We start from the raw sequence: 19,651 nt of genomic DNA, 5'->3' as shown, positions 1-19,651 counted from the left end.
TCCTTGGGCGTTTCCTCCCTAGACTTCGGGCCGTTCGCGAGAGCGGCCTTTTTTTTGGCCCGCTCCACAACCCGGTCCGCCGGGCATCGGCGCGCCCCGGTTGTGCGCGGGCGGCCGAGCGTCCACTCTGGCCGCGGGAGGAGACGATGGCCGAGAGGACGCCCGCCACGGGCCGGTTCGACATCATCGCGGAGGCGCTGGCGCTGCCGGCCACCGCCGAGACGATGCTGGCCGACACCTACCTGACCGACCGCGAGGCGGCGAGCGCGCGGGTCTTCCGCGTCTACCGGCCGACGCCGCCGCACTTCCACCGGGAATGCGACGAGTACCTCTACGTGGTCTCGGGGCGGGGCACCTTCTGGATCGGCGACCCGGCGGCCGAGGCGGAGTTCGGGCCCGGCCACCTGCTGGTCTTCGAGCGCGGCACCGTGCACGCCCTGCCGCGCATCCTGGCCGAGCCCGTGGTCTTCCTCTCGATCGACACGCCGCGCCGGGCACCGACCGACGTCGTCTTCGTGGACGCGGCGCAGGGCTCGCCCGAAACCTTCATGGCGCGCAACGCGCCGCCATCCCCCTCCGGAGATCCCGCATGACCGAGCCCGCCCGCACCGCCCTCGTCACCGGCGCCGCCCGCGGCATCGGGCTCGCGACGGCGCGGCTCTTCCTGCGCGACGGCTGGCGGGTGGCGCTCCTCGACATCGACGCCGAGGGCTTGGCCGCGGCCGCGTCGGGGCTCGACGCGCCCGAGCGCGTCCTCGCCCTCACCTGCGACGTCTCCGACGAGGCCGGGGTCGAGCGGGCGGTGGCGGCCACGGCCGACCGCTTCGGCCGGCTCGACGCCCTGGTGAACAATGCCGGGGTCGCGGTGTTCAAGCCGCTCCTCGACACGAGCCCGGCCGAGTGGGCGCGCGTGCTCGCGGTGAACCTCACCGGGCCGTTCCTCTGCGCCCGGGCCGCCGCGCCGGTGATGGCCCGCACGGGCGGCGGGGGGATCGTCAACATCACGTCGATCTCGGGGCTGCGCGCCTCGACCCTGCGCGTCGCCTACGGAACCAGCAAGGCGGGGCTCGCCCACCTGACCAAGCAGCAGGCAGTCGAGCTCGCCGGGCTCGGCATCCGGGTCAACGCCGTCGCCCCCGGCCCGGTCGACACCGCCATGGCGAAGGCCGTGCACAGCCCGGCGATCCGCGCCGACTACCACGACGCGGTGCCGCTCAACCGCTACGGGCTGGAGGAGGAGATCGCCGAGGCGATCCTGTTCCTCGCCGGTCCGCGGGCCGCCTACGTGACCGGCCAGATCCTGGCGGTGGATGGCGGGTTCGACGCCGCCGGGATCGGGCTGCCGACGCTCAGGCGGGCGGCGGGCGCGCGGGAGTGAGCGCGGTTCCGGCGCGCCCCCCTCGCGCCGGCTCCGGAGCCGGCCCAAGCGGGGCGGCGCGGTCCGGGCGGAGCCTGCCCTCAAGGCGGCGATGGCCCGACGCGTCGCGGGAGCGCTGCCGGTCGCGCGTCGGCCAGACGAGGCGAGGCGGCTAGGACTGGCAGCCGGCCGTCAGGGCGTCGAGGTCCCTCTGGAGCGCGTCCTCGTCCCCGATCGTCTGCTCGATCAGGAGCGGGTCGGTATGAGCGTATTCCTCGCGCAGGCCGACATCGTGCAGGGCCGCCTCGCACGCCCCCTGCCGCGGCGAGCGGTCCCGCACGATCTCGGAGACCGGCGAGGTCAGCAGCGAGAGGCTGAGCGCGATCACGCCGGGCGCGAGGCGCGTGAGGCTCCCCCGCCCCCACCCGGCCGGAGCGCCCCAGCGTTTCGCCGCGCCGGCCCGATCGTCGGCAGTGCAGATGGACGGTTTCATCCCCATTTCATGGTCCAGACTTGCGATCACCTCGTGTGATCAAATCACGGCAGGGTAATTCTGCCATCATCCAAACGGGTGACGATGTGTTAATGAAACCTTAAACTTCAGTAAAATTGAGTCATTGGGGATCATAACGGAGTCCGTCAGGGCATCGCCGGAGATGTCCCAGCGTATCGGGGCGAGATCGCGGCGACGGGCGCGCGGACAGGATGGAGCGGGCGGCGCGACCGTGCGCCGTCGCGCGACGCCGCTCGACCGCAATCGAGGCGACGCGCGGCGCCGCGCCGGGCGCCGGAGCGATCACCGGGGCATCGCCCGGGAGCGCGCGACCGGCGCCCGGTTAACCAGTCCAGCTGAAGACGCTCGACGGATCCGTCCGAGATGCCAGCCTGACAGAACACGGAAGTCCGGGAGACGTCTGGAACAGCGCATGATCCGATCGGTCATCATCACACTCGCCGTGCTCGGCCTCGGCCTCGCCGCGATGCCATCGGCGGAGGCGCGCGGCTTCCACGGGGGCGGCTTCCACGGCGGCGGCTTCCACGGCGGCGGCTTCCACGGCGGCGGCTTCCACGGCGGCGGCTTCCACGGCGGCTGGGGCGGCTTCCGCGGCGGCTATCACGGGGGATTCGGCGGTTTCCGCGGCGGATTCGGCGGCTTTCGCCGCGGCCACCACGGCGGCCCGCGGGCGCCGGGCCGCGGCGGGATCCGCCGGGGCGAGTTCGGCGGGCACGGCGCCGCGGGCTCCCGGGGGCGCCACCGGCACGGCGCCGAGTACCGGCCGCGCGCGGGCCATCCGGGTGCCGAGTACCGGCCCGGCCGGGGACATCCGGGCGCCGATTACCGCCCGCCCGAGGCGGAGCGCCCGTTCGGGCCGCGCCGCTCGCCCGGGATTCGCCGCTACCGGCCCTTCGGCGACGGCGCCTTCTGACGCCGTCCGGCGCGGTCCCGCGCGATGCGTCTCCCGCGGCCCCGCCCGCGCGGGACCGCGGGAGGACGCGCGTCGCGATCTCCCCGCATTCCCGCCCCAATCGGCAGGTCTAACTCGCCGGGTCCGAGCACAAGGGGATGCGGGGAGAGAACCCCACCGCCCCGAAACCAAGGGAATGCGGGACATGATCGCTCTGCGGTCGACTCGGAGCGCGGCCCCCGCGGCCGCGCTCGCCTTCGCGGGCCTGATCGCCCTGCTCGGCGTCGCGGCGCCCTCGCCCGCCCGCGCGCAGGTCTCCTACGAGGCCGAGCAGGTGGACGCGGTGCTCGCGCCCCGCGCCGTGCTGGCGCGGCTCGGCCGCGAGGGCTACCGGGGCTTCACGCATCCGCGCTTCGACGGCGACACCTACACGCTCGATGCCGATTCGCCCTGGGGCAACCGGGTCCGGCTCACGGTCGATGCGCGCTCGGGCCGCGTGCTCGACCGCGACCGGATCGAGGCGCCCCTCTACCCGCCGGGCATCGTCCCGGGCGCGCGCCGCCCCGGCTACGGCTGGACCGAGGCCGAGGCCCGCATCGCGCCGCCCGGCGACCTCGGCCGGCCGCTGCCGCGGGACCCCGAGGTCGTGCCGCTTCCCCGCATCCCGTCCTACGGCCGCGGCGGGCCGCTGCCGGAGGAGCCCCGCCTCGCCGCCCGGCCCCTGCCGCAGCCCGAGCGGAGCCTGCCCCAGGCCGCGCGCCCGGCGCCGACCCCGAGCGCCGCGCGGGACGCGAACCCGCTCGGACTCAATCCCGACAATCCCGCAATCCGCCGCCCCGCGGCGCCGCGCAGGACCGCCAAGCCGGCGCCGAAGCCCGTCGAGAGCCCGGCCGCCCTCGTCGAGCCGAGGCCGGCCCTGAAGCGCGACGCCGCGCCCGAGCCCGCCAAGCCCGCGGTCGCGGCGAACGCGCCCGCCGCCGATCCCGGCTGGAAGACCCCGCCGGATTCCGGCAACCGTCCGGTCCGGGTGATCGGCGGCATCACCCAGGTCCCGGCCAAGGACGAGGCGGGCAAGGCCGCCCCCTGAGCAGAATGGCATGGGGCACTTCTGCTTGGGTCTCTTGGCTTCGCGGCGTTTCTCGCCGACGCGGTCCTTCGGTTCGCCGCCGAACCGGTGACCGCTTCGGCGAATGATGCGGAGAGCATTGTCCGACGAAGCGGATGCCGGTCCGTCGAAGACAAGGCGGCAGGATCGAAGATCGAGACCTGCGCCCGATTGCACCGTGACCGGGCGCTGCTCCAGGCGGGCGCGTGGAGGTGAGCGGGCCTGCGCCGTGCCGGCCCGCTACCCGGCGGCCGGCGCGTAGGCGGCCTCGACCTCCAGGGGCGTGCCGGTCTCGATCAGCGTCTTGAGGCGCGACAGCGTCTCGGGCCAGCCCGCGGTGACCGCCCGCGCGGTGGCGGTGTCCCCGGCGAAGCCGTCATGGATCAGCCTCAGCCGGCAGGCCTTCGGCCCCGCCGGGGTGATCTCCCAGGTGACGCGGGAGGGCGCGTCGGCGGCGACCTCCGGCGACCAGCGGGCGTGGAAGCTCATCACGAGGCGCCCCGGCGGCGACAATTCGACGATCTCGCCGACGATCACCGGGCGCTCGCCCATCAGGAAGGTGATGGCGCCCCCGACCCGCCACTGGGTGCGCGAGGTCATGTTGAAGTGCTGGTAGAGCGGGGTCTTGGCGTCGTCCGTCAGCACGTCCCACACCGCCTGCGGCGTCGCCGCGATGTAGAGTTCGTAGACGTGGCGCGGGGCCGCTTCGGTCATCGCAGGAGATCTCCCGTGCTGCGGATCGCTGCCTTCGAGCCGATCCTTGATGTCGACCATGGTGCGCACGAACGGCGCGGCGAACCGGCTGATCCAGCGGTCCGCGACCTGCTGGATGGGAGCCGGGTTGAGGTAGTGGAGTTTCTCGCGCCCGTGCCGCCGCGCCGTCACGAGGCCGGCCTCTTCCAGCACGCGCAGGTGCTTCATCACCCCGAACCGCGTCATCGGGGCGGATCCGTTCCGGTGCAGGTCGGCCAGCGTCCGGCCGTCGCGCGCGACCAGGAGATCGAGCAGCGCCCGCCGGGCCGGATGCGCCAGAGCTTCGAAGACCCGATCCATGCCGCGTGGTTATGTGACTTCTTGGTCACCTGTCAAGGCCGGGGAGTCGGCCGCCCGGCCCCGCGCCGCGCCGCCGGCGGCTTTGCTTGCGCCCGCGGAGTTCTCGCCGCGGGCGTGCATCGCGGCGCGTGACATCCGCAAGCTGTCGCGCGCCGCGAGGGCGCGCGGGACGCCTCGGGCCCCAGCGTCTACATCTAAAGACGCAGTCGACAAGCGCTGCCAATTCCCGTTTCATCCCGGCCCCAAGGTCCGATCCCAACGGGCCGGCAAGCAAAGAAGCGACCTCGGAGGAGACCCTCATGCGATTGCCCGTCACCGCCCTCGCGGCGGCGCTCGCCTGCGCGACGATCCTCGCCGGCCCGGCCCGGGCCGCGGACCCCATCAAGATCGGCGTGTCCGGGCCCTTCACGGGCGGATCCTCGTCGATGGGCGTGTCGATGCGCGACGGCGTGCGGCTCGCGGTGCAGGAGATCAACCAGAAGGGCGGCGTGCTCGGCCGCCAGCTCCAGATCGTCGAGCGCGACGACGAGGCCAAGAACGAGGTCGGGGCCCAGGTCGCCCAGGAACTGATCAACAAGGAGAAGGTCGTCGCCACGCTCGGCTTCATCAACACCGGCGTGGCGCTCGCGGCCCAGCGCTTCTACCAGGAAGCCGAGATCCCGGTGATCAACAACGTGGCGACCGGCACGATCATCACCAACCAGTTCAACCCGCCGGATTACGACGCCAATTACGTGTTCCGGACCTCGGCCTACGACGTGCTGCAGGCCGGCATGATGGCCGACGAGGCGATCACCCGCGGCTTCAAGAAGATCGCGATCCTGGCCGATTCCACCAATTACGGCCAGCTCGGGCGCGAGGATCTGGAGAAATATCTCAAGACCAAGGGCGTGACCCCGGTCACCGTAGAGAAATTCAACATCAAGGACGTCGACATGACGCCCCAGCTGCTGAAGTCGCAGGCGGCGGGCGCGGACGTGATCCTGGCCTACGGGATCGGGCCGGAACTCGGCCAGATCGCCAACGGCATGGCCAAGCTCGGCTGGAAGGTGCCGATGATCACCTCGTGGCCGTCCTCGATGCAGAGCTTCATCGACATCGCCGGGCCGAACGGCAACGGCGTGACCATGCCCCAGACCTTCATCGAGGATAAGACCCTGCCCCGGCGCAAGGCCTTCCTCGAGGGCTACTACGCCACCTACAAGGTCTCCAAGATCCCGACCCCGGTGGCGGGCGCGCAGGGCTACGATTCGGTCTACCTGCTGGCCGCGGCGATCAAGCAGGCCGGCGGCACCGACGGGCCGAAGATCCGCGCGGCGCTGGAGGACCTGAAGGAGAAGGTCGAGGGCGTGGTGACGACCTACGACCACCCCTTCACCAAGACCGACCACAACGCCATCACCCGCAACATGGTCGTGTTCGGCAAGGTGCAGGACGGCCGCATCGTCTACGCCAAGGACGAGGACGCCAAGAACGCGGGCGTCGTGCGCATGAAGGAGAAGGCGTCGAACTAGAGCAACGCCCGATCACGTTGCAACCGGGCGCAGGTCTCGATCTTCGATCCTGCCGCCTCGTCTTCGACGGACCGGCATCCGCTTCGTCGGACAATGCTCCAGGCGTCGTCCGCCGAGGCGGTCACCGGTTCGGCGACGACGACGATGCGAAGACGCAAGCCTCGGCGGAGCGGCCCCGCGCCGTACCGCCGGGGCGCCCTTTCCCAGCCGACCGATCGCACGGCCCCGCGCGGATCTCCGCGCTGGCCACATGCCTCACGGCCTCCCCCGGGGTCCCCCATGCACATCTTCCTGCAGCTCGTGGCGAGCGGCGTCGCGGTCGGCATGATCTACGCGGCCATCGCCTTCGGCTACCAGCTCACCTTCGCGACGTCGAAGACGCTGAATTTCGGTCAGGGCGAGGCGCTGATGCTCGGCGCCCTGTTCGGCCTGACGCTGGTGCCCTTCACGGGCTACTGGCTGATGCTGCCCCTCGTGCTGGTCTTCGGCTTCGCCCTCGGGGCGCTGGTCGAGCGGCTCGGCGTGCGCCCGGCCGTGAAGATCAAGTCCGAGTACGGATGGATCATGGCGACCATCGCGCTCGGCATCATCTTCAAGAACGTGGCCGAGAACATCTGGGGCCGCGACGACCTGAAATTCCCCTCGCCCCTGCCCGAGGCCGCCCTGACCTTCGGCGGCGTGCGGGTGCTGCCGATGGAGCTGTTGGTCGTGGCCGGCGCGCTGCTGATGATGCTGGCGGTCGAGCTGTTCAACCGCCGCTCGATCTGGGGGAAGGCGGTGGTCGCCACCTCGAACGACATCGACGCGGCGGGGCTGATGGGCATCAACACCCGCAAGGTCATCACCCTCTCCTACGCGATCAGCGCCATGACGGCGGCCTTCGCGGGCGTGCTGGTCGCGCCCGTGACGCTGACCGGCGCCACGATGGGCTCGGTGCTGGCGCTCAAGGCCTTCGCGGTGGCGATCATCGGCGGCCTCGAATCGGGCCTCGGCGTCATCGTGGGCGGGCTCATCCTCGGCGTCGCCGAGACCCTCACGGGCTTCTACATCTCGACGGGCTACAAGGACGTGCCCGGCCTCATCCTGCTCCTCCTCGTCCTCGCCGTGCGGCCGGTCGGCCTGTTCGGCAAGGCGGTGATCAAGAAGGTCTGACGTCATGGCGCCGTCCGCCTCCGCGCCGGTCCTCGCCCGCGAGACCGCGCCGCCCGCCGCCCCGGGCCTCGGCCGCTTCGCCGGGATCCTGGGCGCGGCCCTGCTGATCCTGGGACTCGCGGCCTTCCCGCACCTCGTCGGCAGCCAGTACTACATCCACCTCGTCACCGTGATCGCGATCTACGCGATCCTGATCCTCGGCCTCGACATCGTGGTCGGCTACACGGGCCAGGTCTCCCTCGGCCATGCGGGCCTGTTCGGGGTCGGCGCCTACGCGGCCGCCGTGCTGTTCCTCAAGTTCAAGCTCGGCATCTGGCTCGGGCTCCTTGCCGGCATCGGCGTCACGGCGGCGTTCGGGCTGCTGCTGGCGATCCCGGCGCTGCGGGTGAGCGGCCCCTACCTCGCCATGGTGACCCTCGCCTTCGGGACGATCGTGCAGATCTTCATCAACGAGATGACCGATCTCACCAACGGGCCCCTCGGCATCACCCTGCCGCCGGCCCGCGTGCTCGACTTCTCGCTCCTGGGCCTGTCCTCGCCCTGGGGGGCGGCGGGCCGCCGGCTCGAATTCTACTACCTCGTCTGCGCCTGCCTGCTCCTCACCATCCTGGTGGTGAACCGGGTGGTGCGCTCGCCCTTCGGGCGGGCCTTCGAGGCCCTGCGCGACTCGCCCATCGCCTGCGACTGCATGGGCGTCAGCGTCTACCGCTACAAGGTCTACGCCTTCGTGATCTCGGCCGGGCTCGCGGGCCTCGCCGGCGCGCTCTTCGCGTGGTCCGAGCGCTACGTCGCCCCCAACACCTACGGTTTCGAACTGACGGTGCTGTTCCTGCTCGCGGTGACCATGGGCGGGCGCAAGTCGCGCTCGGGGCCGCTGATCGGGGCCGCCATCGTGGTGATGATGCCGAACATCCTCGCCGACATCGAACTCGTGCGAATGATGGCGGGCGGCATCGCGGCGCTCGCCGTGGCGATCCTCGCCGTCGCCTTCCTGCGCCGCCGGGAGAACCGCTTCGCCCTCCTGGTGCCGGCCCTGCTCTGCATCGCCTTCTTCCCGGCGACCCTGGCGCTCCAGTCGGTGACCGATTACCGGCTCACGGTCTTCGGGCTGATGATCCTGTTCGTGGTCTACTACCTGCCCGAGGGGATCGTCGGCTACCTGCGCGAGAAGCTGCCCTTCCTGCGCCCGGCCCACACGGGCGAGGGCCGGCTGCTCACGGCCGCGGGCGAGGCGCTGATCCGCCAGGGCGGCCGCGAGGGCACCGATCCGCTGCTCCGGGTCGAGGGCGCCGTGATGCAGTTCGGCGGCCTCAAGGCGCTGGCGGGCGTCGACCTCGCCGTGCGGCCGGGCACGATCCACGGCCTGATCGGACCGAACGGCTCGGGCAAGAGCACGATGATGAACGTGCTCACCGGCATCTACCAGCCGACCGACGGGGCCGTGGTGCTGGCCGGCGCCAACCGCCTCGACGGTCGCACCCCCTCCGAGATCGCGCTCGCGGGCGTGGCGCGGACCTTCCAGAACGTGCAGCTCTTCCGCGAGATGACCGCCCTGGAGAACGTGCTGGTCGGGCTCCACCACAGCTTCCAGGGCACGCTGTTCGACGCGATCCTGTCGACGCCCCGGCGGCGGCGCGAGGAGCGCGAGGCGCGCGCCCGCGCCATGGCGATGCTCGACTTCGTGGGCCTCGGCGCCCTGGCGCAGGTCGAGGCGCGCAACCTGCCCTACGGCAAGCAGCGCCTCTTGGAGATCGGCCGGGCGCTGGCCCTCGACCCGGTGCTCCTCCTCCTCGACGAGCCGGCGGCGGGCCTGACCGCCCCGGACATCGCCGAACTGACCACGATCATCCGCAAGATCCGGGACGCCGGCATCACCGTCATCCTGATCGAGCACCACATGGACGTGGTGATGGGGCTGTGCGACCGCGTCAGCGTGCTCGATTTCGGCCACAAGATCGCCGAGGGCAACGCCCGCGAGGTCCAGTCCGACCCGAAGGTCATCGAAGCCTATCTCGGCAGCCCGGTTGCCGACGCCGCGGAGTAGCGCGCATGCTCGACGTCACGGGGCTGGCCGCCGGCTACGGCCAGGTGGAGGTGCTGCACGGCCTGACCTTCGCGGTGCCGAAGGGGCAGGTCGTGACCCTGATCGGCTCGAACGGGGCCGGCAAGACCACGACGATGCGGGCGCTCTCCGGGATGATCAAGCCGCGGGCGGGCTCGATCCGCCTCAACGGCCGCGAGATCGGCGGGCTCGACAGCCACGAGGTCGCCCGGGCCGGGCTCGCCCACTCGCCCGAAGGGCGCCGGGTCTTCCCGACGCTCACCGTCGAGGACAACCTGACGCTCGGCGCCTTCCCGCGGCTGACCGGGTCGCGGCCGAAGGGGGACGTGGCCGCCGACCGGGACCGGATCTACGCCCTCTTCCCGCGCCTCAAGGAGCGGCGGGCGCAGCTCGCCGGCACGCTCTCGGGCGGCGAGCAGCAGATGCTGGCCATGGGTCGCGCCCTGATGCTGCGCCCGGAGATCCTTCTCCTCGACGAGCCCTCGATGGGTCTGGCGCCGAAGCTGGTCGAGGAGGTGTTCCGCACCATCCGGCGACTCAAGGAGGAGCAGGTGACGATGCTCCTCGTCGAGCAATTCGCCATGGCGGCGCTCGCCGTCGCGGACCACGCCTACGTGCTGGAGAACGGCCGCATCCGCTTCCAGGGCCCGGCCGAGCAGCTGCGCTCCGACCCCGCCGTGCGGGCGGCGTATCTGGGCGGGGGGCATTGAGGCGGCGCGGGTCAGGCCCGCTCGGCCGTGCCGAGCAGGCCCCTCGCCCCGGCAACGGCCCAATCCAGGGCTTCCAGGAAGGCCTGGAAGTCCGGCTCATCGAGTTTCTGGCGATCACGATGGACCGAGGTCGCGTCCCCGGTCACCTCGTTCTCGTTGGTCACGAAATCTCCTTTGCGGAAGCCGAATCTCAGGAACTCCTGGGAAGGGCCACCGACGTGGCGGGCGTAATGCAAGCTCTCGCGGGCCACGATCGAACCGCGATCCGGCTCGCCGATATCGAGGACGCAAGTCACGACGCGGCGTTCGACCGCCGATGTCGCATGAGACAATCGCGGACAAATCTCACGACATCGAGCGGTTTCGACTTTCCGACATCATTCGACCCCGCGAAGACGGCATAACTTGCGATATAGCCGGTCTCCGCGCAGCGGAAAGTCCCGAAATCTCGAAGCTTTATACTCTCGATCCGCACCAGGTCAGACCCGGCCGGCGCGGCGTCCGTCATTTTGTGATGAGGGCGGACGAGGTCTCCGGTCGCGACGATTCCGGAGACCTCGGACGGCTCCCCACCCCCACGCTCTCGCACTGCTGCATGTCGAGAAAGCCGGGCCAGGCGCGACGGGCCCGCCGCCCGTCGCGCCTACGACCGCTACTTCGCCTTCAGGAACTCGGCCACCTCCAGCAGCACGAACTCGTTGTCGTCGGCGCGGTTGGGGTCGCGGCTGGCCGAGAAGGGCAGGTTGTTGTCGTTGCCCACGACGATGTGCCGGTCGTCGACCACGTCCACGTTCTCGATCGTGAAGAACGGGAAGGCCAGCACCCCGTCGGTCAGCGGCTTGCGGGCGCGCTTGTGCGGATCGGCGATCCGCATCAGGTCGATGAAGCCGATCTTGCGCACCGGGCCGCCCCGGTTCGCCTCGGTCATCTCGATCTTGACGACGCGCTTGAACTGCGCCGGCACCGAGAAGCAGTCGGGCCGCTTCTCCCCCGCCGGGCAGGCCTTGTCGGCAGTCCCCTCCCCGTCGTCGCGCTCGATGATCAGCGCGGTCGCGGCGTCGATCATGTTGAAGTCGCCGATCGCGTGGCCGTTGCGCTCCAGCGGATAGGTCCAGAACCGGCCCGTCCAGGAGGCGGCCGCGACGTCGAATTCGAGGATGCGCAGATCTTCGCGGCCGTCCGTCTTCTCCCAATCCTTGGCGTCCGCGTCCCAGAGCGGGCCCTCCAGGAGCGGGTAGAGGAAGCGCCCGTCGGGCGAGGCCGCCATGCCCTCGAAGCCCTTGGAGCGCTTCACGGTGAACACGACCGGAGCGGTCGGGACCGGCGGGGTCGTGACCGCGAAGTGGTCGGGCGAGCGGGCGGGCTTGCCGGCCACGCTGGTCTCGATCACCGCCTTGACCCGGCCGCTGCGGTCGGCCCGGATCAGGTAGGGGCCGAATTCCTCGCCGATCCAGAGGTCGTCGCCGACGAACTGGAAGCTCTCGGGGTCGAAGTCGCTGCCGGTCAGGTAGCGGCTCTCCGTGCCCTCGTTGGCGATCCGGAAGGGGACGCGCCGGTCGGGATCGCGCAGGAAGATCGTCTCCAGCCGCTCGACGGTTCCCTTGTCGAAGTCGATCCGGTAGCGGTTCAGGTACAGCATGGCGTCCGGCGAATACGCCTTGGTGCCGTAGCCGTTGTCGGTCAGCACCCAGAAGGTGCCGTCGGCCATGCGCTTGATGCCGGAATGGCCCTGCAGCGGCTGGCCCCGGAAGGGCAGCTTGACCCCGGTCGGGTGGCCCATCGAAAGGCCCTCGACCGAGCCGACCTCGTCCACGCGGCGGCCGGTGGTGAACTTGCCCGAGACCGTGAGATCCTTCGGCGCGTCGGCAGGCGCCGGGATGACGCTCAGGGCCGGCAGGATCGCGTGCCCGGCGAGCACGGCCGGGAAGGCCTGCGGCTCGGCGAGGGCGGGGACCGAGGTGGCCAGCAGCGCGAGGACGAGGAGACGGGGGACGGGCATGGACACCTCACGGGGCGTCGCGACCGGGCGGCCGCGGCGCGGCCCTTCTGCGCGAGGCCGGTGTCAGGCCCGTGACACGGCGCCCTCCCCTGCCCCTCGGCCCGCGGGGCCGTCTCCGCCCACGAAAAAGGGCACCGTCGCCGGTGCCCTCGCGCCGTCGCCGTGACCGTGGTCCCTACTCGCAGACCTCGACGCGGCGGTAGGTGAAGGATTCGTCGTCGAGCCAGACCTTGCGGCGCTCGAAGTGGCAGACCGGGGCGCGGCGGCGGACCACGACGGGCTCCGGCTCCTCGACGTAGACCCGGCGCGGCGGGGGCGCGACGTAGACCGGCGGGGGCGGGGCGGCCTGGGCGCCGTTGATGATCGCCCCGGCCGCGACGCCGCCGAGGACGCCGGCCGCCGCCCCACCGAGGATCGCGGCGCCGACATTGTCACGGGCCGAGGCGGCCTGCGGCGCCGCGACGGCGACGACGGCGACGAGCGCCGCACACGCGCTCACGCGCGAGAGGCCGAAAGAAGACAGAGCGCGCACGCTGGATCTCCAGGAAAGGTGCAAGCAGGATGGCGGCGATTGCTTAACGAAACGCCAAGGACACGAAGCCAAGGACATAACGCCGAGAGCAGAGGGAACCGCACGGGAGGTGCGGCGCGGCGCGACGCGCCTTCCAGCCCATCGCGACCATGCCGGCAGCGTGGTGGCGCTTTGCGGCAATTTCCGGGTGCATGGCGGCATTCCCGTCCTGCACGGCCGCCTGTGATCTGCCTGCATCAGGGCACGGCCCAGCCGGGCGAGGCGGGGCCGCCGAGGCGATCCCGGCGCCCGCGCGGGGCCGGGACCGCGCCGCTCACGCCTCGCCGCTGAAGCGGCCGTGGCAGTGCTTGTACTTCTTGCCCGAGCCGCAGGGGCAGGGCTCGTTGCGGCCGACGCGGCCCCAGGTCGAGGCGTCGGTCGGGTCGCGCTCCAGCACCGCCGCGTCCGCCGAGAGGTCCTGCGCCGCGTAGCCGAAGGCACCGCCCCCGCCGCCGAAGCTGCCGGAGCCCTGCGGCAGCGCGAACTCGTTCTCGCCCGTGACCGGGTCGAGGTGCTGGGCGAACATCGGCGGCAGGCTCGGGGCCTCCGGCTCCTGCATCATGATCTCGATGCGCATGAGCTGGCCGGTCACCTGCTCGCGCAGGGAGCCGATCAGGCCGTTGAAGAGCTCGAAGGCCTCCGACTTGTACTCGTTGAGCGGGTCGCGCTGCGCGATGCCGCGCCAGCCGATCACCTGCCGCAGGTGGTCGAGGGTCACGAGGTGCTCGCGCCAGAGGTGGTCGAGGCTCTGCAGCAGGACCTGCTTCTCCACGTAGGCCATCAGGTCGGGGCCGTTGCGCTCGACCCGGGCCGCGTAGCCCTCGTCGGCGGCCTTGCGCAGGCGGTCGCGGATCTCCTCGTCGGCGATCCCCTCCTCCTTGGCCCAGTCCTCGACCGGGACATCGAGGTTGAGCTGCGCGCCGATCGCCTCGCGCAGGCCCGCCACGTCCCACTGCTCCGGATAGGCGTCCTCCGGGATGTGCTGCGCCACCACGTCGTCCACGACCCCGTGGCGCATCTCGTCCACCGTCTCGCGCACGCTCTCCTGCGCCATGAACTCCCGGCGCTGCTCGAACACCACCTTGCGCTGGTCGTTCATCACGTTGTCGTACTTGAGCACGTTCTTGCGCATGTCGAAGTTGCGGGCTTCGACCTTCTGCTGCGCCTTGGCGATGGCCTTGTTGATCCACGGATGGATGATCGCCTCGCCCTGCTCCAGGCCGAGCTTCTGCAGCATGCCGTCCATGCGGTCGGAGCCGAAGATGCGCATCAGGTCGTCCTGGAGCGACAGGTAGAACTTGGAGCGCCCGGGATCGCCCTGGCGGCCGGAGCGGCCGCGCAGCTGGTTGTCGATGCGCCGGCTCTCGTTGCGCTCGGTGCCGACGATGTAGAGCCCGCCCGGCAGGGCGGATTTGCGGCCCGCCTCCGGATCCGCCGGCTCGCCCGAGGCCAGCACCTGGGCCCGGTTCTCGTCGATCTCCCGGCGGATCGCATCGACGCGCGCCTGCCGCTCCGGCCCCTCCGGAACCTCGGCGAGTTCCTGCGCCACCCGCATCTCGACGTTGCCGCCGAGCTTGATGTCGGTGCCGCGGCCGGCCATGTTGGTGGCGATGGTGATGGCGCCGGGCACGCCGGCCTGCGCCACGATGTAGGCCTCCTGCTCGTGGAAGCGCGCGTTCAGCACCGCGAAGCGCTTGGTCACCCGCCCCTCGCGGGCCGCCGCGTAGACCTCCTCCATGGCCGAGAGGTTGCTGTAGTCGAGCGGCCGGTAGCCGTGCCTCTCCAGGAGGGCCGCGATGTGCTCCGAGCGCTCGATCGAGCCCGTCCCGACCAGGACCGGCTGGTGGCGGGCATGCGCCTTGTCGATCTCCGCGATGATCGCGGCGTACTTCTCCTCGGCCGTGCGATAGACCTCGTCGTCCTCGTCCACGCGCTCGACCGGGCGGTTGGTCGGGATCTCGACCACGCCGAGGTTGTAGATCTCCTGGAACTCGTCCGCCTCGGTCGAGGCGGTGCCGGTCATGCCGGCGAGCTTCTTGTAGAGGCGGAAGTAGTTCTGGAAGGTGATCGAGGCCAGCGTCTGATTCTCGGGCTGGATCGTGACCCGCTCCTTGGCCTCCAGCGCCTGGTGCAGGCCCTCCGAGTAGCGCCGGCCCGGCATCATGCGGCCGGTGAACTCGTCGATGATGACGACCTCGTCGTTGCGGACGATGTAGTCCTTGTCCCGCGTGAACAGGGTGTGGGCGCGCAGGGCCTGGTTCACGTGGTGGACGATCGTGATGTTGTGCGCGTCGTAGAGGTCGCCCTCCCGCAGCACCCCCGCCTCGCGCAGCAGCTCCTCGATGTGCTCGTTGCCGCTCTCGGTGAGCGAGACCGTGCGCTGCTTCTCGTCGAGGTCGTAATCCTCGCGCGCGAGCCGCGGCATCAGCGCGTCGATGGCGACGTAGAGGTCGGAGCGGTCGTCGATCGGCCCCGAGATGATCAGCGGCGTGCGCGCCTCGTCGATCAGGATCGAGTCGACCTCGTCCACGATCGCGAAGGCGTGGCCGCGCTGGACCATCTGGCCCAGCTCGTACTTCATGTTGTCGCGCAGGTAGTCGAAGCCGTACTCGTTGTTGGTGCCGTAGGTGATGTCGCAGGCATAGGCCGCCTTGCGCTCGGCGTCGTCGAGCCCGTGCACGATGATGCCGGTGCTGAGGCCGAGGAAGCCGTAGACCCGGCCCATCCACTCGGCGTCGCGCCGCGCCAGGTAGTCGTTGACCGTGACGACGTGGACGCCCTGGCCGGCGAGCGCGTTGAGGTAGGTGGCCAGGGTCGCCACCAGGGTCTTGCCCTCGCCGGTCTTCATCTCGGCGATGCCGCCCTCGTGCAGCACCATGCCGCCGATCAGCTGGACGTCGAAATGCCGCTGGCCGAGCACCCGCTTGGCCGCCTCGCGCACGGTGGCGAAGGCCGGCACCAGGATGTCGTCGAGGCTCTTGCCGGCCGCGACCTCGGCCTTGAGCGCGTCGGTGCGGGCGCGCAGGGCCTCGTCGCTCAGGGCCTCCATCTCGGGCTCGAGGGCGTTGATGGCCGCGACCCGGGGCCGATAGCCCTTCACCCGACGGTCGTTGGACGACCCGAAAATCTTCTTGGCGATGGCACCGAGCATCGTGGACCTGCGATCGATCGAAACGTCTGACGCGAGCGTGATGCCGCGCGTTATAGAGCCATATAGGCGTCCGCGCATCAGAAAGGGACCGGGCCTCTCGGGCGGGTCGGCCCTGCGCCGAAAGGCTTACGGCCGGAGGGCGCGCGGACGCTTGATTCGGCGCGCCCGCGGCCCTGTTATCGGCGCCGCCAACGACAGGGCGGGCCGGCCGGGTCCGCCGATCGGGAGAGAAACCTCATGCGGACCCTGACCCGGGCGCTCGCCCGCACCACCGCGCTCGGCCTCGCGCTCCTCGCCGCCCAAGGGCTCGTCGCCGGCCCGGGCGCCCTCGCCCAGCAGGCCGACCCGGGCCGGATCTCGGACGGCGTCGTCAAGATCGGCATCCTCAACGACCAGTCGGGCGTCTACGCCGATTTCGGCGGGCGCGGCTCGGTCGAGGCGGCCAGGATGGCGGTCGAGGATTTCGGCGGCAGCGTGCTCGGCGCGCCGGTCCAGATCGTCGACGCGGACCACCAGAACAAGCCCGACATCGCCTCCAACGTCGCCCGCCAGTGGTACGACACCGACAAGGTCGACGCGATCATGGAGCTGACCACCTCCTCGGTGGCCCTCGCCGTGCAGGGGCTCTCGCGCGAGAAGAAGCGGATCACCATCGTGGACGGGGCCGCGACGACGGACCTCACCGGCAAGCAATGCACGCCCTACGGGTTCCATTGGGCCTACGACACGCACGCCCTGGCGGTCGGCACCGGCGGCTCCCTGGTCGAGAATGGCGGCGACACCTGGTTCTTCATCACCGCCGACTACGCCTTCGGCACGGCGCTGCAGGCCGACACGACGAAGTTCGTCGAGGCCAAGGGCGGCAAGGTGCTCGGCAGCGTGCGCCATCCCCTGAGCGCGCAGGACTTCTCCTCCTTCCTGCTCCAGGCCCAGGGCTCGGGCGCCAAGGTCATCGGCCTCGCCAATGCAGGGCTCGACACCTCGAACTCGATCAAGCAGGCGGCGGAGTTCGGCATCGTCCAGGGCGGCCAGCGCCTCGCGGCCCTGCTCTTCACCCTGGCGGAGGTGCACGGCATCGGGCTCAAGGCCGCCCAGGGCATCGTGCTCACCGAGGGCTACTACTGGGACCTCGACGATCAGGCCCGGGGCTTCGCCAAGCGCTACATGGCCCGGTTCGGGCGGATGCCGAGCATGATCCAGGCCGGCACCTACTCGTCGGTCACCCACTACCTGAAGGCCGTGAAGGCGGCCGGCACGGACGAGACCGAGGCGGTCGCCCGCAAGATGCGCGAATTGCCGGTCGACGACTTCTTCGGCCGCGGCGGCAAGGTGCAGGCGAACGGCCGCATGGTCCACGACATGTACCTGTTCCAGGTGAAGACGCCGGCCGAGTCGAAGGCGCCCTGGGACTATTACAAGCTCCTGGCCACGATCCCCGGCGAGAAGGCGTTCCTGTCGCCCAAGGACAGCGGCTGCCCGCTGACGCAGTGAGGCGCGGAGCGCCCGTCATCGCGGGAGGCGGCTCGCCGCCTCCCGCGGAGGCGCCGTCGCCGGGAAGGTCGCGCTCAGCAAACGTCTCGGCCGATGGACATATACTGGTCAAATTGCCTCGAAATTCATCGCACCCTTCCGCGGATGAAACTCAGATTTGCGCCGGGTTTACGGTACCTTCGGGTCCGCACTTAAGACTTTGGTGAGGCCACGCGGCTATCGCTGAGGGTGCGGCACGCGCGACATCGACCATCGCCCCGTGCTGGCCGGCGGGGAGGCGCGGGTGCTCGGACACGACTTCATCTCCTTCTACGAGGCCTCGAAGCGCAACGGCGTCCTGCTGTCCTTCGGCGGCGACCTCTCGGAGAACGTGATGATGTCGCTGGGCGAGGTGCTGAGGCTGCGCATGCAGCAGCAGGAGACCGACGCCTCGATCGCCAAGCGGGTGTTCTCGATCTTCGTCGAGCAGGCGCAGAACATCATCCGCTACTCCGCCCGGAAGGTGGCCGCGGGCGAGGTCCCGGCGGGCCCGCGGGCGAGCGCCGGGATGATCGCGGTCGGCGCCGAGGACGGCCGCTTCGTCGTGGTCTGCGCCAACGAGGTCCGGCGGGCGGACGTCGCGGCCCTGCGCGGGCGGCTCGACCACATCGCCGCTCTCTCGGCGGAGGACCTGAAGCGCCACTACCGCGAGAAGCTGCGCCAGCCGCCGGACGAGGGCAGCCTCGGGGGCAGCATCGGCCTGATCGAGATCGCCCGCCGGGCCAGCGCGCCGGTCGAGTACGGCTTCCAGGACATCGGCGACGAGCTCAGCCTGTTCTGCCTCAAGGCCCGCATCTGAGAGCCGAGGATTCGCGATGGACCGCATCCAGATCCCGCCGACCAGCCGTTCGCCCGAGGTCGAGTTCGACTTCGCGGCGGGGCGGCTCGCGATCCGCGGCGAGTCCTATCCGGAGGACGCGGCGGCCTTCTTCGGGCCGCTGCTCCAGGCGCTGCGCGGGCACCTGGCGGCGGGCGGGACGGAGCCCCTGACGCTGGAGATCGCGCTCGCCTACTTCAACTCGTCGAGCGCCAAGGCCCTGATGAACCTGTTCCTGCCGCTCGAGGACGCGGCGGCCGGGGGGCGGCCGGTCTGCGTGCGCTGGGTCTTCGCCGAGGGCGACGACGCGATCGAGGAGGCGGGCGAGGACTTCGCCGCGGACTTCACCCACGCGCGCTTCGAGATGGTGCGGGAGGTGCGGGCGTGAGCGTGCGGAAGGTCTCCCCGGCGCCGGTCGCCGACGCCTTCAGCCTGTTCGGCACCGAGGAGGCGGTGCTCGCCCGCACCGACCTGATGCTCGACCGCCTGTCCGAAGTGGCGGGCGGCGTGCGCGACCTCGCGCAGGCCTACCGGCGCAGCTACCGCGAGCAGCGCCGGCTCGTGCGCCTGAGCGACCGCATGCAGGGCGACCTGCAGCGCGCCAATGCCCGGCTGGCGGAGCAGCAGCGCGAGATGCAGGCCCTCAACGCGGCGCTCTCGGGGGAGATCGAGCAGCGCATCCGCCTCGAGGGCGAGTTGCGGCGGGCCGCCGACACCGACCACCTGACCGGGGCGCTGACCCGCCGCCGCTTCCTGGCGGTCGGGGCCCGCGAGGCCGAGCGCGGCCGAAGCGGCGGCCTGCCGGCCTGCCTGCTGATGCTCGACCTCGACCGCTTCAAGACGATCAACGACGCCTTCGGCCACGCGGCCGGGGACGCGGCCCTCGTGGCCTTCGTGGAGACCTGCCGGGGGCTGCTGCGGGAGCGCGACGGGATCGGGCGCATGGGGGGCGAGGAATTCGCCATCCTGCTCGCGGAGACGGACCGGGAGGCCGGCCTCGCCTTCGCGGAGCGGCTGCGCGCGGCCGTGGCCGGAACGCGCGTCGCCTCGGAGAAGGGGCCGCTCGCCATCACGGCGAGCCTCGGCCTCGCGGTCCTGCGCCCCGGCGACGCGCTGGCGGAGTGGCTCAACCGCGCCGACGCGGCGCTCTACGCCGCCAAGGCGGCAGGGCGCAACCGCGTCGCCTGCGAGCCGGCCTCGTGAGCGGGGCCGTTCCGCTCCCCC

At 71.2% G+C, this 19,651-nt stretch carries 18 protein-coding genes; 12 read left to right on the top strand and 6 right to left on the bottom strand.

Annotated features, from left to right (window positions below; genetic code table 11):
* The first annotated feature begins 146 nt into the window (after positions 1–146).
* Together QA634_RS09115 and QA634_RS09110 are read left to right on the top strand one after the other, a co-directional pair.
* A complete protein-coding gene (locus QA634_RS09115; RefSeq protein WP_012331700.1) occupies positions 147–593 on the top strand; it encodes a cupin domain-containing protein in 447 nt (148 codons plus the stop codon).
* Complete coding sequence (locus tag QA634_RS09110; RefSeq protein ID WP_012331699.1) at positions 590–1,378, top strand: SDR family NAD(P)-dependent oxidoreductase; 789 nt, start codon at positions 590–592, stop codon at positions 1,376–1,378. The genes QA634_RS09115 and QA634_RS09110 overlap by 4 nt, the downstream gene beginning before the upstream one ends.
* A gap of 151 nt (positions 1,379–1,529) precedes the next feature.
* Here the strand turns inward: QA634_RS09110 and QA634_RS09105 are convergent, their stop codons facing one another.
* The gene (locus QA634_RS09105; RefSeq protein ID WP_018261954.1) at positions 1,530–1,850 is read right to left on the bottom strand and encodes a hypothetical protein; all 321 of its coding nucleotides are present in this window, start codon (positions 1,848–1,850) and stop codon (positions 1,530–1,532) included.
* Between the two features lie 433 nt (positions 1,851–2,283).
* Here QA634_RS09105 and QA634_RS09100 point away from each other — a divergent pair, with 433 nt between their 5' ends.
* Positions 2,284–2,784: a hypothetical protein gene (locus QA634_RS09100; protein WP_012331697.1), complete on the top strand. Its 501-nt coding sequence runs from the start codon at positions 2,284–2,286 to the stop codon at positions 2,782–2,784.
* Between the two features lie 184 nt (positions 2,785–2,968).
* Positions 2,969–3,850, top strand: a complete 882-nt coding sequence (locus QA634_RS09095) for a hypothetical protein (RefSeq protein ID WP_265576566.1) — start codon at positions 2,969–2,971, stop codon at positions 3,848–3,850.
* A 258-nt stretch (positions 3,851–4,108) separates the two neighbouring features.
* Here the strand turns inward: QA634_RS09095 and QA634_RS09090 are convergent, their stop codons facing one another.
* Positions 4,109–4,921: an ArsR/SmtB family transcription factor gene (locus QA634_RS09090; RefSeq protein WP_012331695.1), complete on the bottom strand. Its 813-nt coding sequence runs from the start codon at positions 4,919–4,921 to the stop codon at positions 4,109–4,111.
* Positions 4,922–5,220: 299 nt separating this feature from the next.
* On the opposite strand from QA634_RS09090, the gene QA634_RS09085 reads away from it, so the two are divergent.
* From QA634_RS09085 to QA634_RS09070, 4 genes are all read left to right on the top strand, one after another.
* On the top strand, positions 5,221–6,435 hold the full coding sequence (locus QA634_RS09085; RefSeq protein ID WP_043701007.1) for an ABC transporter substrate-binding protein: 1,215 nt from the start codon (positions 5,221–5,223) through the stop codon (positions 6,433–6,435).
* Between the two features lie 279 nt (positions 6,436–6,714).
* The gene (locus QA634_RS09080) at positions 6,715–7,587 is read left to right on the top strand and encodes a branched-chain amino acid ABC transporter permease (RefSeq protein WP_012331693.1); all 873 of its coding nucleotides are present in this window, start codon (positions 6,715–6,717) and stop codon (positions 7,585–7,587) included.
* Between the two features lie 4 nt (positions 7,588–7,591).
* Positions 7,592–9,631 (top strand): branched-chain amino acid ABC transporter ATP-binding protein/permease, encoded by a 2,040-nt coding sequence (locus tag QA634_RS09075; RefSeq protein WP_012331692.1) that lies wholly within the window; start codon positions 7,592–7,594, stop codon positions 9,629–9,631.
* A gap of 5 nt (positions 9,632–9,636) precedes the next feature.
* Complete coding sequence (locus QA634_RS09070) at positions 9,637–10,359, top strand: ABC transporter ATP-binding protein (protein WP_012331691.1); 723 nt, start codon at positions 9,637–9,639, stop codon at positions 10,357–10,359.
* Between the two features lie 11 nt (positions 10,360–10,370).
* Here QA634_RS09070 and QA634_RS09065 read toward each other — a convergent pair whose 3' ends face one another.
* The 4 genes from QA634_RS09065 to secA all read right to left on the bottom strand — a co-directional run bounded on the left by QA634_RS09065 (position 10,371) and on the right by secA (position 16,080).
* The gene (locus QA634_RS09065; protein WP_265576565.1) at positions 10,371–10,523 is read right to left on the bottom strand and encodes a hypothetical protein; all 153 of its coding nucleotides are present in this window, start codon (positions 10,521–10,523) and stop codon (positions 10,371–10,373) included.
* A gap of 488 nt (positions 10,524–11,011) precedes the next feature.
* On the bottom strand, positions 11,012–12,358 hold the full coding sequence (locus tag QA634_RS09060) for an esterase-like activity of phytase family protein (protein ID WP_012331689.1): 1,347 nt from the start codon (positions 12,356–12,358) through the stop codon (positions 11,012–11,014).
* Positions 12,359–12,533: 175 nt separating this feature from the next.
* On the bottom strand, positions 12,534–12,890 hold the full coding sequence (locus tag QA634_RS09055) for a hypothetical protein (protein WP_012331688.1): 357 nt from the start codon (positions 12,888–12,890) through the stop codon (positions 12,534–12,536).
* 313 nt (positions 12,891–13,203) lie between these two features.
* Entirely contained in the window at positions 13,204–16,080 is a 2,877-nt protein-coding gene (gene secA / locus QA634_RS09050) for a preprotein translocase subunit SecA (protein ID WP_012331687.1), read from the bottom strand.
* Between the two features lie 237 nt (positions 16,081–16,317).
* Here secA and QA634_RS09045 point away from each other — a divergent pair, with 237 nt between their 5' ends.
* From QA634_RS09045 to QA634_RS09030, 4 genes are all read left to right on the top strand, one after another.
* Complete coding sequence (locus tag QA634_RS09045) at positions 16,318–17,571, top strand: ABC transporter substrate-binding protein (protein WP_012331686.1); 1,254 nt, start codon at positions 16,318–16,320, stop codon at positions 17,569–17,571.
* Positions 17,572–17,854: 283 nt separating this feature from the next.
* Positions 17,855–18,409 (top strand): SiaB family protein kinase, encoded by a 555-nt coding sequence (locus QA634_RS09040; RefSeq protein ID WP_012331685.1) that lies wholly within the window; start codon positions 17,855–17,857, stop codon positions 18,407–18,409.
* Between the two features lie 16 nt (positions 18,410–18,425).
* On the top strand, positions 18,426–18,815 hold the full coding sequence (locus tag QA634_RS09035) for a DUF1987 domain-containing protein (RefSeq protein ID WP_012331684.1): 390 nt from the start codon (positions 18,426–18,428) through the stop codon (positions 18,813–18,815).
* Positions 18,812–19,630 (top strand): GGDEF domain-containing protein, encoded by an 819-nt coding sequence (locus QA634_RS09030; protein ID WP_012331683.1) that lies wholly within the window; start codon positions 18,812–18,814, stop codon positions 19,628–19,630. The genes QA634_RS09035 and QA634_RS09030 overlap by 4 nt, the downstream gene beginning before the upstream one ends.
* The last annotated feature ends 21 nt before the right edge of the window (positions 19,631–19,651 follow it).

The organism is Methylobacterium sp. CB376, assembly GCF_029714205.1.
Lineage (GTDB): Bacteria > Pseudomonadota > Alphaproteobacteria > Rhizobiales > Beijerinckiaceae > Methylobacterium.
This window is presented reverse-complemented; position numbering and strand designations above follow the sequence as displayed.

Coding starts and splice junctions, on each gene's coding strand:
- QA634_RS09115 (WP_012331700.1), top strand. CDS start 147: ATGGCCGAGAGGACGCCCGCCACGGGCCGGTTCGACATCATCGCGGAG.
- QA634_RS09110 (WP_012331699.1), top strand. CDS start 590: ATGACCGAGCCCGCCCGCACCGCCCTCGTCACCGGCGCCGCCCGCGGC.
- QA634_RS09105 (WP_018261954.1), bottom strand. CDS start 1,850: ATGAAACCGTCCATCTGCACTGCCGACGATCGGGCCGGCGCGGCGAAA.
- QA634_RS09100 (WP_012331697.1), top strand. CDS start 2,284: ATGATCCGATCGGTCATCATCACACTCGCCGTGCTCGGCCTCGGCCTC.
- QA634_RS09095 (WP_265576566.1), top strand. CDS start 2,969: ATGATCGCTCTGCGGTCGACTCGGAGCGCGGCCCCCGCGGCCGCGCTC.
- QA634_RS09090 (WP_012331695.1), bottom strand. CDS start 4,921: ATGGATCGGGTCTTCGAAGCTCTGGCGCATCCGGCCCGGCGGGCGCTG.
- QA634_RS09085 (WP_043701007.1), top strand. CDS start 5,221: ATGCGATTGCCCGTCACCGCCCTCGCGGCGGCGCTCGCCTGCGCGACG.
- QA634_RS09080 (WP_012331693.1), top strand. CDS start 6,715: ATGCACATCTTCCTGCAGCTCGTGGCGAGCGGCGTCGCGGTCGGCATG.
- QA634_RS09075 (WP_012331692.1), top strand. CDS start 7,592: ATGGCGCCGTCCGCCTCCGCGCCGGTCCTCGCCCGCGAGACCGCGCCG.
- QA634_RS09070 (WP_012331691.1), top strand. CDS start 9,637: ATGCTCGACGTCACGGGGCTGGCCGCCGGCTACGGCCAGGTGGAGGTG.
- QA634_RS09060 (WP_012331689.1), bottom strand. CDS start 12,358: ATGCCCGTCCCCCGTCTCCTCGTCCTCGCGCTGCTGGCCACCTCGGTC.
- secA (WP_012331687.1), bottom strand. CDS start 16,080: ATGCTCGGTGCCATCGCCAAGAAGATTTTCGGGTCGTCCAACGACCGT.
- QA634_RS09045 (WP_012331686.1), top strand. CDS start 16,318: ATGCGGACCCTGACCCGGGCGCTCGCCCGCACCACCGCGCTCGGCCTC.
- QA634_RS09035 (WP_012331684.1), top strand. CDS start 18,426: ATGGACCGCATCCAGATCCCGCCGACCAGCCGTTCGCCCGAGGTCGAG.